The sequence below is a fragment of the Azonexus sp. R2A61 genome (assembly GCF_021401135.1).
Lineage (GTDB): Bacteria > Pseudomonadota > Gammaproteobacteria > Burkholderiales > Rhodocyclaceae > Azonexus.
Genome location: NZ_JACBFO010000001.1, coordinates 29,645 through 43,547, shown reverse-complemented (window position 1 = coordinate 43,547; position 13,903 = coordinate 29,645). Strand labels below are relative to the sequence as shown.

The following is a 13,903-nucleotide window of genomic DNA, read 5'->3' as shown; positions in this document are numbered from 1 at the left end:
TGATTCAGGCTTGGGGAACGTGTTTTTTCCGGTAAGCCGCCGGCGACAGCCCGGTCCACTCGATGAACGCCCGGTAAAAGGCAGAGGTATCGGCATAACCGAGATCGTTGGCAACCCGTGCGATGCTGTCGCCGGTTTTGTCCAGCTGGGCCAATGCCATGTCCCGACGCAATGCATCCTTGATCGCGCGGAAACTGGAGCCCTCGTCTTCAAGGCGCCGGTGCAGTGTGCGGGCAGAGAGATGCAGCTTCCCGGCAACATCTTCCAGCGTCAGCGGATGCGGTAATGCCGCCCGCAACAGGTCGCGGACGCGGGTGACCATCTCGCGGTCGCGCCGGTAGAGCGTGGTGATCTTGCCCGGCGCGCCGTCGAGGAAGGTGCTCAGCGCGGCCTCGTCGCGGCGCACCGGCAGGTCGAGCAGGTTGGCGTTGAAGGCGGCGACCAGCGTGCCGGTGCCGCCGGGCACGGTCGGTGCGAAACGCGAATCCTCGGTGAAGATCAGCGCGTAGTCGGCGAAATGCGCCGGCTTGCGGTAGGGAAAGATGACGCTGTCGAGGGCCAGGCCGCGCCCGGCCAGCCAGCAGGCGAGGCCGTGCAGCAGGCGCAGCAGCCATTCGAAGGCGAACACCCGGCCGGGGTCGTCGGGCTGCTCGGCGAGGCGCCGGGTTTCGGCGATCGCCAGTTCGGCGTTGCCGCGGCTGCGGCGGACGCTCACCGCCAAGTCGGGCAGGACCAGGCGCAGGAAGCGGCTGGCCCGTTGCAGCGCCTCGGCCAGCGTCGGTGCGCTGAGGCAGCCGCGGCAGAGGAACTCGAAACTGCCGACGCGCATCGGCTGGGCAAACAGCGCGAAACCCTCGTCGTCGAGTTCGCGGTTGAGCAGGTTGTACAGGGCGGCATAGCTGGCCACCGGAATCCGGCTGGCGGTGTCTGCAATATCGATGCCGTTGGCAGCGAGCAGCGGGTGTACATCGATTTTCCGGCGGGCGACGCCGGCCAGCATGCCGGTGACAAAACCCATTGCAACAGTGGCTTGCGTGCGCTGTGTCGCTTTCAGGTTGTTGCGTTGCAGCATTTTTGGGCTTTCCGGGGTGTCGACCGTGATAGCTTAGCACCTTGGCGGAATTTGCACGATTGTCGTCAGTCACGACAATGGCCGGGTGGCGAAAGCGGCCTACCATGAGCGCCTTCCCGTCATTTCCAGCGAGGCCGATGTCATGACCGATCTTTCCGTCGCCAAGAAACTCGTTCCCTACAAGCCGAAGAACAAGGTCCGTTTCGTCACTGCCGCCTCGCTCTTCGACGGCCATGACGCATCGATCAACATCATGCGCCGCATCCTGCAGTCGACCGGTTCCGAAGTCATCCACCTCGGCCACAACCGCTCGGTGCAGGAGATCGTCAATGCCGCGCTGCAGGAAGACGCGCAGGGCATCTGCATCACCAGCTACCAGGGCGGTCACGTCGAGTTCTTCAAGTACATGATCGACCTGCTCAAGGCCAACGGCGGCGAGCACATCAAGGTCTTCGGCGGCGGTGGCGGCGTCATCGTGCCGGCCGAGATCAAGGAACTGCACGCCTACGGCGTGACCCGCATCTACGCGCCGGAAGACGGCGTGCAGATGGGTCTGCAGGGGATGATCAACGAAGTCGTCGAACAATCCGACTACGATGTCGCCGAGCAGGGCGTGCCGGGCGCCGAGCAGGTGCTGGCCGGCCTGCGCGCCGGTGACCGCCGCCTGCTGGCGCGGGTCATCACGCTGCTCGAAAACGGCTCGGCGCCGCAACTCAAGGAGCCGCTGCTCAAGGCCGCCGCCGAACTGAGCACGCCGGTGCTCGGCATCACCGGCACCGGCGGCGCCGGCAAGTCCTCGCTGACCGACGAACTGGTCCGCCGCTTCCGCCTCGACCAGGGCGACAGCGTGAACATCGGCATCGTCTCCATCGACCCGTCGCGCAAGCGCACTGGCGGCGCATTGCTCGGCGACCGCATCCGCATGAACGCCATCGAGCATCCGGCCATCTTCATGCGCTCGCTGGCCACCCGCGATACCGGTAGCGAAATTTCCGTGGCGCTGCCCGAGGTCATCGCCGCCTGCAAGCTGGCCGGCTTCGACCTGGTCGTCGTCGAAACTTCCGGCATCGGTCAGGGCAACGCCGCCATCGTGCCCTTCGTCGATCTGTCGCTGTACGTGATGACGCCGGAGTTCGGCGCTGCCTCGCAACTCGAGAAGATCGACATGCTCGACTTCGCCGACTTCGTGGCGATCAACAAGTTCGACCGCAAGGGCGCCGAGGATGCGCTGCGCGACGTGCGCAAGCAGTACCAGCGCAACCGCGAAGCCTTCACGACGCCGACCGAGGAAATGCCGGTGTTCGGCACCATGGCCGCGCGCTTCAACGACGATGGCGTCACCGCGCTCTACCAGGCGCTGGTTCCGGCGCTGACCGACAAGGGCCTGCAGCTGAAGCCGGGTGCGCTGCCTTTGGTCAGCGTCCGCCAGTCGTCGGCCAGCCGCGCCATCGTGCCGACCGCCCGCGTCCGTTATCTGGCCGAGATCGCCGACGCGGTGCGCGGCTACCACAAGCATGTCGACGAGCAGGTGACGATCGCCCGCGAGCGCCAGTCGCTGCGCATCGCCCAGGGCATTTTTGCCGCCTGCGACAAGTCGACCGTCGAATTCTCCGAACTGCAGGCGCTCAAGGACAGCCAGCAGGACGGCAAGGCGAAGAAGCTGCTCGACATGTGGCCGCAGACCGTTGAGGCCTATAGCGGCGACGAATACGTGGTCAAGATCCGCGACAAGGAAATCCGCACCAAGCTGACCTCCGAATCGCTGTCCGGCACTAAGATCCGCAAGGTCATCCTGCCCAAGTACACCGACGACGGCGAGATCCTGCGCTTCCTGATGAAGGAGAACGTCCCCGGTTCCTTCCCCTATACCGCCGGCGTCTTCGCCTTCAAGCGCGAGGGCGAGGACCCGACCCGGATGTTCGCCGGCGAAGGCGACGCCTTCCGCACCAACCGCCGCTTCAAGAAGGTCTCCGAAGGCATGCCGGCGCACCGGCTGTCGACCGCCTTCGACTCGGTGACGCTGTACGGCTGCGACCCCGACGAGCGTCCGGACATCTACGGCAAGATCGGCAACTCCGGTGTGTCGATCGCCACCCTCGACGACATGAAGGTGCTCTACGACGGCTTCGACCTGGTCTGCCCGACGACCTCGGTGTCGATGACGATCAACGGCCCGGCACCGATCATCCTGGCCTGCTTCTTCAACACTGCCATCGACCAGCAGCTGGCCAAGTTTGAAAAAGAGAATGGCCGTCAGCCGACCGAGGACGAAGCCGAGAAGATCCGCGAATGGGTGCTCAAGACCGTGCGCGGCACCGTCCAGGCCGACATCCTCAAGGAAGACCAGGGCCAGAACACCTGCATCTTCTCGACCGAATTCGCGCTGAAGATGATGGGCGACATCCAGGAATTCTTCGTCCATAACCAGGTGCAGAACTTCTACTCGGTGTCGATCTCCGGCTATCACATCGCCGAAGCCGGCGCCAACCCGATCAGCCAGCTGGCCTTCACGCTCTCGAACGGCTTCACCTACGTTGAAAGCTACCTGGCGCGCGGCATGCACATCGATGATTTCGCGCCCAACCTGAGCTTCTTCTTCTCCAACGGCATGGACCCGGAATATTCGGTGATCGGCCGCGTCGCCCGTCGCATCTGGGCGGTGGCGATGAAGAACAAGTACGGCGCCAACGAACGCAGCCAGAAGCTGAAATACCATATTCAGACTTCCGGCCGTTCGCTGCACGCGCAGGAAATGGACTTCAACGATATCCGCACGACGCTGCAGGCGCTGATCGCCATCTACGACAACTGCAACTCGCTGCACACCAATGCCTACGACGAGGCGATCACGACGCCGACGGAAGAGTCGGTGCGCCGCGCCATGGCCATCCAGCTGATCATCAACCGCGAATGGGGCGTGTCGAAGAACGAAAACCCGAACCAGGGCGCCTTCGTCATCGACGAGCTGACCGACCTGGTCGAGGAGGCCGTGTTGAAGGAATTCGAAGCCATCGCCTCGCGCGGCGGCGTGCTCGGCGCCATGGAAACCGGCTACCAGCGCGGCAAGATCCAGGAAGAGTCGATGTACTACGAGCACAAGAAGCACGACGGCTCCTACCCGATCATCGGCGTCAATACCTTCCTCAACCCGAAGGGCATGGCGCAGCAGGAAATCGAGCTGGCCCGTTCGACCGACGAGGAAAAGCAGTCGCAGATCGCCCGCCTGCGCGATTTTCACGCCAGGAACGCGTCGACCGCGCCAATCATGCTCGACAAACTGAAGCAGGCCGTGATCGAGGATGGCAATGTCTTCGCGGTACTGGTCGAAGCGGTTCGCCACTGTTCGCTCGGCCAGATCAGCTCGGCGCTTTACGACGTTGGCGGCCAGTACCGGCGCAGCATGTAAGAACCCAGACGGGTGGAGGCAGATAAAGGCGGGGCCATGACCCCGCCGTTTTTTTGTCCGGAAACAGGAAATTGACCGGTGTGACTATGACTTTCGTGATAGTTTTCTGCCCCTTGGTCATTTCCTGTTTCCGGGTCATCTGCAGTGCCGCTTGTCGCCGACGAAAAAACCGTTCCACGAATCCACCTGATCGGTACGCTGGTCATTGTCTTTCTGCTGACCCTGGCCCTCGGACTCTTCTTCTCCTGGCAGCATGTGCGTGAGGAACGGGCTTCGCTGTTGCGCATCGAGCAACTGGCCAAGGAGCAGGTGCAGGATCGGCTGCGGGCCGAGATGGACAGCGTGGTGGATTATCTGGAATTCACCCGGCAACGTACCGAGGCGGTGCTCCGGCAAAGCCTGATGGCCCAGGTCGATGTGGCCCACCAGATCGCGAGCAGCCTGCATGCCAGCGAATCCGCGCGCAAGTCGCCGGCGGAAGTGCGACGTCTGATCGTCGAGACCTTGCGCGCCTTGCGTTTCTTCGACGGTCGCGGTTACTACTTCATCGACGACATGCAGGGCCGCTTCGTCCTGTTGCCGACCAGTCCCGAGCTTGAAGGTCAGCTTAAACCGGACAATCAGGACGATACCGGTCACCGGATCATGCGCGGTCTGATCGACGCCGCCCGTCAGCCGGTCGGCGAAGGCTTTTCCCGCTATCGCTGGTATTTGCCGGGGGAGGACAAGGCAATGGCCGACAAGCTGGCCTATGTTCGCCACTTTGCCCCTTACGACTGGTTGATCGGCAGTGGCGATTATCTGCAGCACTGGGAGGCCAGAATGCAGTCCGAAGCGCTCGAGCGACTGCGGACGCTGCATTTCGGCAAGAGCGGTTATGTCGCCGTGGTCGATGGCAACGATACCTTGCTGTTGTCGCCGTCCCGCCCGGAATTCGAGCGCCTGCCGATCGACCGCTTGCCCGAGGATGCACGCGAGACGGTCCGCCGCCTGCTGGCTGCGGCCGACGATCGCGGGGTGTTCCTGTCCTATCGGTGGCAGCATCCGAAGAGCGATGCCGTCGTGGCGAAGACGGCGATGGTCAGGAAAATCCAGCCCTGGGGATGGACCCTGATCGTGACGGCCTATGACGACGATCTGCTGACCGTGGTGGGCGAAGCGCTGGAACGGCATTTCCGGATCGGTTTCGAAGGCATCGGCGGCTTGTCTGCCGCGTTGCTCGGGGCCCTGGCGTTCGGGGTGGCGGCTTCCTGGCTCTTCTCGCGCTGGATGCGCCGCCTGATCCTGCGCTACCACGCGGGTCAGCAGGCCCAGCAGCAGGCGTTGAAGCAAAGCGAGGACAAGCTGAACAGCATCCTCGACAGCGTTGAAGCCTGCATTTTCATCAAGGGGCGGGACTACGCGTATCTTTATGCCAACGAGCGGGTTTGCCAGCTCTTCCAGCGATCACGGGAGGACATCGTCGGGCAGACCGATGCGGCCTTCTTCGATTCCGGCAGTGTCGAAGTGCTGCGCGGCAATGATCGCCGGGTGATCGAGCAGGGCGAACGCGTGGTCGAGGAGGAGGTGAATACCCTGGCCGACGGCAGTGTCACCCGTGCCTATCTGTCGATCAAGATTCCGTTGCGCGACGCGCAGGGGACGGTCTATGCGCTGTGCGGCATTTCGACCGACATCACCGAGCGCAAACAGGTCGAAGCCGAACTGGCCGGTTATCGCAGCGATCTCGAAGCACTGGTCGCTTCGAGAACCGCCGAGCTGGCCGACGCCAAAGAGGCGGCCGAAGCGGCCAGCCGGGCGAAGAGTTCGTTCCTGGCCAACATGAGTCACGAAATCCGTACGCCGATGAACGCCATCATCGGCTTCACGCATTTATTGCGGCGGGACGCGGTCGACCCCAAGATCAGCGAGCGCCTGGATAAAGTGGCCGATTCGGCGCAGCACCTGCTTGCCGTCATCAATGACATCCTGGATCTGTCGAAAATCGAAGCCGGGCGCCTGACGCTCGACGAACAGGTCTTTTCCTGCCGCGGGATCGTTGGCAAGGTACTTGACATGCTGGGCGAGCGGGCCCAGGGCAAGGGGCTTTCATTGCAGGCGCAGGTGGCGGATGACGTGCCCGACCTGCTGTGGGGCGACCCGGTGCGCATCGAGCAGGCGCTGCTCAACTACGTCGGTAACGCGATCAAGTTTTCGGAACGCGGCAGTATCGACGTCAAGCTTTTGCTGCAAGGGCGGGAAGGTCAGTCGGTCAGCCTGCGCATCGAGGTGGCCGATACCGGCATCGGCATGACGCCGGCGCAGCAGCGGCACTTGTTCGAGGCCTTCGTCCAGGCCGACGATTCGACCACGCGCAAGTATGGCGGAACCGGTCTCGGGCTGGCGATCAATCGCCATCTGGCGCGCTTGATGGGGGGCGAAGTCGGTGTCAGCAGCCGCTCGGGCGAAGGCAGTTGTTTCTGGATGACGCTGACCCTGACGCAGGTGCCCGAGGTCGTTCTGCCTTCGGTGACGGGCACGGATGAACCGATCGAGCAGCGTATCGCGGCCCGTCATGGCGGGCGTCGCATCCTGCTCGTCGAGGACGATCCGATCAACCGCGAAGTCGCCGGCGAACTGCTGGCACTGGCAGGATTGGAGGTCGATGCGGTGGAGAACGGTCGGCTGGCCGTCGAACGCTTTTCCGGGGGCGGCTATGCGGCGATCGTCATGGACCTGCAGATGCCGGAGCTGGGCGGCATCGAGGCAACCCGTGCCATCCGCGCCCAGCCGGGCGGCCGCGAGGTGCCGATTTTGGCGATGACGGCCAGTGCTTTCGACGAGGACCGGGAAGCCTGCATGCAGGCCGGCATGAACGACCACATCGGCAAACCGGTCGATCCCGATCGGCTATATGCGGTGTTGTCTGCCTGGCTGGACCGTTATTCCGGGCCAGCGTGATGACGGTCGGGGCAGGCTTTCATCCTGCCCCGGCGCGTCGCTCAGATGCGGTACTGGGCAACAACCTGCTGCATCGCATTGGCCAGTTTGGCCAGTTCGTCGGCATTGGCCGAGGTCGAATGCGCGGCAGCACTGTTCTCTTCCGACATCTGGGCGATCTTTTCGACCTCCTGGGCCAGCGTGGTGCTGGCTGCGCTTTGCTCCCGGATGGCCTCGGAAATGTCGCCGACCATCTCGACCGCCTGTTCCGAGCTGTTGCCGATATCGATGATCGAGGCGTTGGCACGTTGCGCCAGCGACACGCCGTGCTCGACCCGGGTGACCATGGCCTGGATCGATGCAACTGCACTCTGGGCACCGTTCTGCATTTCGCTGATGGTGGCGGCGATTTCCTGCGTCGATTGCGTGGTGCGTTCGGCCAGCTTGCGGACTTCGTCGGCGACCACCGCGAAACCCCGTCCCTGCTCGCCGGCGCGGGCTGCTTCAATGGCGGCGTTGAGCGCCAGCAGATTGGTCTGATCGGCAACGTCCTTGATGACCGAAACCACCGAGTTCACCCGTTCGCTGTTTTGCTCGAGGCGGGAAATCTGGGCGGCAGCCTCGCGTACCGTGGTGGCGATGCTGTCGATGCCGCTGACCGCTTCGCCGATCACCATCGTGCCCTCCTGAGCCATGCGGCCGGAGCTGCGTGACAACTCGTCGGCTTCACCGGCGCGGTCGGCCACGTGATTGATGCTGACCGTCATTTCTTCCATGGTGGCGGCCATGCTCGAGGCCGATTCGCTCTGGTGCGACGAGGCAATCGACATTTGTTCCGAGGCGGTGGACACCCGACCGGCCGATTCGGTGACGGCATGCGCCTTGTCGGCCACTTCGCGCAGGCTGCCCTGGAGTCGGTCGAGCAGGCGGTTGAAGGCCTGGCTGGCGGTTGCCACTTCGTCGTTGCCGTCGACCGGGATGCGCGTGGTGAAGTCGAGATTCCGTTCGATGCGGGTGAACTCGTTGGTCATCGCGTTCAGGGAGCCGGCGACATGGCGGAAGGTGAGCAAGCCCAGCACGGCGGCCACGGCACCGACGGCGAGGGCGACGATCAGCATCTGGATGCGGGCACTGTGGTAAGTAGCCTGGGCGTCGGCCGCATTTTTGGCGGCGGCATCGCTGTTGAGCTTGATGTGAGCTTCGAATTGTTTGGCAAGACTTTCGGCCTGCTTGATGATCGGGCCGATGATCAGCTCGCGAGCTTCGTCCTTGCGGTTGCCCGCCGACAGGGCGATCACTCGCTCCATTTCCGCATAATAGGCATTCAATCCTTGCTGATCAGCGTCGAGCATCCGGCGATCCTCGTCGTCGCTGAGCAGCGCCTTGTAGTCATCGAGCGCAGTCTGGATGGCGGCCCGATAGTTGGCGAGTTGTTGTTCGTGCTCGCGCATTTTGGCTGGGTCCGTGGTCAGAATATGATTCAGTACCCGGGTGCGTAGACGGAGAAAGCTGCGGCTGGCTTCTTCCAGCTTCAGGATGCTGGGGATCGAGTTTTCGTTGGTGTTGACGACGCCTTCCTGAATCCTCGCCATCTGGGTTGCGGCGACGGCGGCTATGACGATCAGGCCGGCGATCGCGATGGCGATCAGCAACAGCAGGCGTTTGGCGATGTTCATGGTCTCTCCTCTCCGTTCTTCTGCGATGAAAGTTTTATGGCAAATGATGATCCCAGTATAGGTATTGTTTGCCAATAAAATTAAGCCAGTCTTAATGTAGATGGTATTTTAGTAAAAAAACAAAATTTGGCAAATATATCTAAATCGGAAAGGAGCCCGAATGAACTACCTTGATACCCTGGCCGATCATCTCGAACGAAACCGGCTCAGTCGGCGCGATGTGCTCTGGCTGTTCGGCGCAGCGACACTGAGCGGTTGCGCGGCATCGCCGGTCGGCAGCGGTTCGATCCTGGTCGGCATGAGCGAGGAAGAGGAAAAGCGCGTCGACCAGAAAGTCGCGCCGCAACAGTTTTCCCAGGACCTCGGGCCGATCCAGGACGATGCCGTGAACCGCTACCTGGCCTCCGTCGGTCAGCGCCTGGATGGCACCGTCCATCGGCCGCAGATGCCGTATTCGTACCGCGTGCTCAATGCCAACTACGTCAATGCCTACACCTTCCCGGGCGGGGCGATGGGCGTCACCCGCGGCATCATGGTCGATCTGCAGAACGAAGCCGAACTGGCCGGGCTGCTTGGCCACGAACTGGGTCACGTCAACGCGCGGCATGCGGCGCAGCGCCAGGGACAGGCGATGGTCGCCCAGGTGGCGGTGGCCGGTGCCAGTATCGTCGCTTCGGCCACCGAGTGGGGCGGACTGGTGTCGATCGGCAGCCAGCTCGGCGCCAGTGCGCTGCTCTCGAGTTATTCGCGCGACAACGAGCGCGAGGCCGATGCGTTGGGGCAGGAGTACATGGTGCGGGCGGGTTACCCGGCCAGCGGCATGGTTGGTCTGCAGCAGTTGCTGGTGGATCAGCAGAAGGAATCGCCCAGCATGCTGCAAACCATGTTTTCGACGCACCCGATGAGTCGCGAGCGGCGCGATACCGCGCAGCGTCTGGCGCAGGAAAAGTATGCGGCGAGCAATGCGCGCGACGCCGGGCGCGAGCGTTTCATGGACAGCACCGCCAGCCTGCGCCGCATCAAGCCGACGATCGCCGCCTGCCAGAACGGCGAGGTGGCGATGGCGGCCAAGCAGTATCCCAAGGCCGAGGAACAGTTCAAGAGCGCACTGAACAAGACGCCGCGCGACTATGCGGCCAATTTGCTGATGGCGCAGTGCCTGGACGCGCAAGGCAAGGGGCGGCAGGCGCTGGGTTATGCCGAATCGGCCAAAAAAATCTATCCGCAGGAAGCCCAGGCGCACAAGCTGGCCGGCGTGCTGGCACTGGGGCTCAAGGATCCGGGTACCGCTTACGCCAGCCTGGACAGCTACGACCGGCTGTTGCCCGGCGATGCCGGTGTGACCTTCCTCAAGGGCGTATCGCTCGAAGGCATGGGCAAACGTCAGGAAGCCGCCCAGCAATATGCCGCTTACCTGCGCAACAACCGCCAGGGCAAGGCGGCGGAGTATTCCTACAGCCGGCTGCGCGGCTGGGGCTACGTCAAGTAAGCGATTTCTGCGGTCAACCCGGCGTTGACCGCAGAAATCCGTGGCCAGCCGGATCTGGCTGCGAACGGGTCTGTTTTTTGCTGAGCCGCCGGGATGCCTTGGCGGCGTCGTTGATCCATGGCCGGCCCGCCTTGTGGCATGGCCGACCGCGACCGATGTCGCCTATCCGACAGACCCGATCCTTCCTGGGGGCGACATGAGTTTTGACCTTTCCCGAAGCGGCCTGGCGCCGTTGATGTCCAGTCCTGCGCTGACCCTGCTGGCGCTGGCCGCCGGTGCCGCCCGCGACGGCAGCGGGCTGGACGACGATACCCGGCAGGCGATGCGTCTGCAGGTCGATGCCGGCGTGCTGGGCGACTTCATCCCGGCCGACGGCTGGCCGCAACTGGCGGCGGGCTTGATGGGAGAAAAGCCGTCCGCGATGTTCGAAATCCTGCGGGCTTGTGGTGCGCTGGCCCGCCTGCTGCCGGAAGTCGACGCCTTGTTCGGCCAGGCGCAGATCGCGCCGGACAACGAGATGATCGATATCGGCGAGCACCAGTGTCGGGTCCTCGACCTGCTCGCCGCGCAGGGTGCGCCGCTGGCGGTACGGGTGGCCGGTCTGCTCTACAACCTGGGCAAGGCCGATTCGCCGCCGCAGCACCTGCCGGCGCATTACCAGCATGTCGAACGCTGTCTGCCGCGCATCGAGGCGATTGTCCGCCGCTTTCGCCTGTCGCCGGAAATCCGCGAACTGGCGATGCTGACCGCCATGGAACTGGAACGGGTGCATCGTGCGGCACCGATGCGCGCTGCGTCGATCGTCGCCTTGCTGGAGCGGGTCGATGCCTTCGGCTGCGAGGCACGCTATCGCCAGTTGCTGGTGCTGTGTACCAGCGATTACCGCGCTTATCCCGGCAACGCCGACCGTGTTTATGCCAAGTTCTGGCTGCTGGAGCGCGCCCGCATGGCCTGTCTGGCCTTGGCCGCGACGACATGCGCCGAGAGCGGACAGGACAACCACGCCGATGCCGCGGTTACCCGCCGCGAAGCGCGTGCGGTGGCGGTGGCCGCCGCCCTGCGTTCCGAGCGCTGGGCGGATGCGGTCGACTGAGTCGGGCCGCCGATTTTCCCGGGGCAGGGGCTTGCCGATTCGGGCCAAGCTCGCCGATGATAGGCGGGTTTAACGAACCGGATGATTGCGATGCGCCTCCTCATTCTTGCTGCGTCAGCGCTGTTTTCCCTGTCGGCCCTGGCTGCCGAACCCGCCCTGCGCCCATCGGCGCGCCTGTTGTTCAAGCAGCCGGAACTGCTCACGACCGGTACCTGCGTGCGCTATCAGGAAGGCGGCGCCGGCTGGATTGCTACCGAACCGATATTTTTCCTGCAGGGCACGGTGGTGAGCAGCAATGTGTCCACGCGCCGTCTCGGACAGTGCCCGGTCGTTCCCGGCAAGAGCCTGTTGCAGTATGACCGTGCCGAATTCATCCGCCACGTCCAGGCCTCGCCCTGCGTTTCGCCCGGCGTGGCCGAGCGCGACGAGCAGATCGGCATGGTGCGCATCCGCGTCGAGGACTGGGAAACCCCGTATGAGCGCAAGGCCGAGAACGCGGGGCGTCTGTGGCGTGGCAACTTCCTCGAGCGCAAGCTGGAGAAGGGGATGGAAATCGATCTCGAGGCCGACCTGCTGGGTGCCTGCTCCCGCTGAGCGTTGATTCCCGACGGGCGGCTCGGGCATGATCCGGGGCAGGGAGGATCGCCATGATGTCGAAGATCGACGAACTGCTGGCCCGCATCGAGACGCTGCAAAACGAGCTGGACGAGGAATACCGCCGTGCCCGGGATGAATGGGCGCGGCGCAAGGCCGAGCTGGCCGGTGAGTTCGCCCGCCAGCAGCGCCGCTACAAGACCGGTCTGCTGCGCTTCCTGGCTCGCTCGCGGCTGCTGGTCGTGCTCACCGCGCCGGTGATTTATGCCGGCTGGGTTCCCTTCCTGCTGATGGACCTGTTCGTCACCGCATATCAGGCGATCTGCTTCCCGATTTACCGGATTCCCAAGGTGCGGCGGGCCGACTATCTGGTCTTCGACCGTGGCGACCTGCCGTATCTGAACCTGATCGAGAAGTTCAACTGCTTCTACTGTTCCTACGGCAACGGTGTCGCTGCCTATGCCCGCGAGGTTGCGGCGCGGACCGAGCAGTACTGGTGCCCGATCAAGCATGCCCGACGCATCCGCGCGGCGCATGAGCACTATCCGAAGTTCTTCGATTACGGCGATGCCGAAGCGTTTCAGCAGGGGCTGGAGCGCTTGCGCCGGCAGTACGACGAACGCGATGGTGACTGACTAGCTCGCCGCCCGTTCCCGGTGACGGGTACTTTTCATCGCGTACATGCGCTGATCGGCCAGTTCGAGCAGGGCGTCGACGTCATCGCTTTCTTCCGGAAAGCAGGCGCTGCCGATGCTGGCGCGCAGCGGCAAGCTCTGGCCCTCGAAGACGAAGGGCAGGGAAATTTCGCTGTGCAGGCGGTGGACCGCAGCCTCCAGGCTGTGCGGCAAGGCATCGACCGGATTCAGCAGGATGGCGAATTCGTCGCCGCCGAAGCGGGCCACGGTGTCGGTGCCGCGCGCCGAGCGTGCCAGCCGTCGGGCGAACTCGCAGAGCACGGCATCGCCGGTGCGGTGGCCCAGACCGTCGTTGATCTGCTTCAGACCGTCCATGTCGATCATCAGGACGCCGGCTCGGGCTTGTTCGCGCGTCAGGCGGGCCATGATGTTGCGTAGCCGGTCGATGAACAGCGAGCGATTGGCCAGCCCGGTCAAGGCGTCGTGGGTGGCCCGGTGGAACAGGTCGTCCCGGCCGAGTCGGGTGGCAAAGTGCATGGCCGCGCCGATCAGTTCGGACAGCAATCCGAGCAGCCGCTCGTCGCCCTGGCCGAATTTGGCCGGTTCGGCGGACATCGCCTTGAGCACGCCCACGGTATGGTCGCGGTAACGCAGCGGAATGACGATCATCGAGCGCAGGCCGACCTGCCGGCAGGCATCGCGGTCGACGCGCGCATCGTCCTCGGCGTCGTCGCAGCGGATGCTTTCGCCAACGGCCACACAGCGACCGGAGAGGCTGCTGGCGCGCTTCAGGCGCAGGCCGAGGTGCGGGTTGGCGATCCCGGAGACGGCCCGGTAGACCATGTCGTCGCCTTCGGCCAGTTCGATGGCGACGCCGTCGGCGCCGATCAGCGCCAATGTGCGCTCGACGACCTGCGACATCACTTCGCCGAGATCGAGGCCGAGTTTGACGATGTCGGTCTGGATGCTGATGACGTCCAGCAGTTGTTTTTGGGAGGGCATGTCGGAGGAAGTTGCGC

General features: G+C 63.9%; 9 protein-coding genes. 6 read left to right on the top strand and 3 right to left on the bottom strand.

Annotated elements, in window-relative coordinates; translation table 11 throughout:
* Nucleotides 1–4: 4 nt before the first annotated feature.
* Nucleotides 5–1,072 carry an AraC family transcriptional regulator gene (locus L0962_RS00225; protein WP_234081803.1) on the bottom strand — a complete coding sequence of 356 codons (1,068 nt, stop codon included), beginning with the start codon at nt 1,070–1,072 and terminating at the stop codon, nt 5–7.
* Nucleotides 1,073–1,214: 142 nt separating this feature from the next.
* On the opposite strand from L0962_RS00225, the gene icmF reads away from it, so the two are divergent.
* Nucleotides 1,215–4,478 (top strand): fused isobutyryl-CoA mutase/GTPase IcmF, encoded by a 3,264-nt coding sequence (gene icmF, locus L0962_RS00220; protein WP_234081799.1) that lies wholly within the window; start codon nt 1,215–1,217, stop codon nt 4,476–4,478.
* Between the two features lie 144 nt (nt 4,479–4,622).
* Nucleotides 4,623–7,418, top strand: a complete 2,796-nt coding sequence (locus L0962_RS00215) for a cache domain-containing protein (RefSeq protein ID WP_234081796.1) — start codon at nt 4,623–4,625, stop codon at nt 7,416–7,418.
* A 41-nt stretch (nt 7,419–7,459) separates the two neighbouring features.
* Here the strand turns inward: L0962_RS00215 and L0962_RS00210 are convergent, their stop codons facing one another.
* Nucleotides 7,460–9,073, bottom strand: a complete 1,614-nt coding sequence (locus L0962_RS00210; RefSeq protein WP_234081780.1) for a methyl-accepting chemotaxis protein — start codon at nt 9,071–9,073, stop codon at nt 7,460–7,462.
* A gap of 160 nt (nt 9,074–9,233) precedes the next feature.
* Between L0962_RS00210 and L0962_RS00205 the strand changes: the two genes are divergently transcribed.
* The 4 genes from L0962_RS00205 to L0962_RS00190 all read left to right on the top strand — a co-directional run bounded on the left by L0962_RS00205 (nt 9,234) and on the right by L0962_RS00190 (nt 12,884).
* On the top strand, nt 9,234–10,562 hold the full coding sequence (locus L0962_RS00205; RefSeq protein WP_234081776.1) for a M48 family metalloprotease: 1,329 nt from the start codon (nt 9,234–9,236) through the stop codon (nt 10,560–10,562).
* A 235-nt stretch (nt 10,563–10,797) separates the two neighbouring features.
* Nucleotides 10,798–11,655, top strand: a complete 858-nt coding sequence (locus L0962_RS00200) for a tRNA nucleotidyltransferase (RefSeq protein WP_234081759.1) — start codon at nt 10,798–10,800, stop codon at nt 11,653–11,655.
* Between the two features lie 90 nt (nt 11,656–11,745).
* A complete protein-coding gene (locus tag L0962_RS00195) occupies nt 11,746–12,249 on the top strand; it encodes a hypothetical protein (protein ID WP_234081756.1) in 504 nt (167 codons plus the stop codon).
* 53 nt (nt 12,250–12,302) lie between these two features.
* Entirely contained in the window at nt 12,303–12,884 is a 582-nt protein-coding gene (locus L0962_RS00190; RefSeq protein WP_234081753.1) for a DUF4407 domain-containing protein, read from the top strand.
* Here L0962_RS00190 and L0962_RS00185 read toward each other — a convergent pair whose 3' ends face one another.
* Nucleotides 12,885–13,886: a sensor domain-containing diguanylate cyclase gene (locus L0962_RS00185; protein WP_234081750.1), complete on the bottom strand. Its 1,002-nt coding sequence runs from the start codon at nt 13,884–13,886 to the stop codon at nt 12,885–12,887.
* Nucleotides 13,887–13,903: the final 17 nt, after the last annotated feature.

Excerpts from the sequence above, each read along its gene's own strand:
- L0962_RS00205 (WP_234081776.1), top strand. The coding sequence starts at position 9,234 with ATGAACTACCTTGATACCCTGGCCGATCATCTCGAACGAAACCGGCTC.
- L0962_RS00190 (WP_234081753.1), top strand. The coding sequence starts at position 12,303 with ATGATGTCGAAGATCGACGAACTGCTGGCCCGCATCGAGACGCTGCAA.
- L0962_RS00210 (WP_234081780.1), bottom strand. The coding sequence starts at position 9,073 with ATGAACATCGCCAAACGCCTGCTGTTGCTGATCGCCATCGCGATCGCC.
- icmF (WP_234081799.1), top strand. The coding sequence starts at position 1,215 with ATGACCGATCTTTCCGTCGCCAAGAAACTCGTTCCCTACAAGCCGAAG.
- L0962_RS00200 (WP_234081759.1), top strand. The coding sequence starts at position 10,798 with ATGTCCAGTCCTGCGCTGACCCTGCTGGCGCTGGCCGCCGGTGCCGCC.
- L0962_RS00225 (WP_234081803.1), bottom strand. The coding sequence starts at position 1,072 with ATGCTGCAACGCAACAACCTGAAAGCGACACAGCGCACGCAAGCCACT.
- L0962_RS00185 (WP_234081750.1), bottom strand. The coding sequence starts at position 13,886 with ATGCCCTCCCAAAAACAACTGCTGGACGTCATCAGCATCCAGACCGAC.
- L0962_RS00195 (WP_234081756.1), top strand. The coding sequence starts at position 11,746 with ATGCGCCTCCTCATTCTTGCTGCGTCAGCGCTGTTTTCCCTGTCGGCC.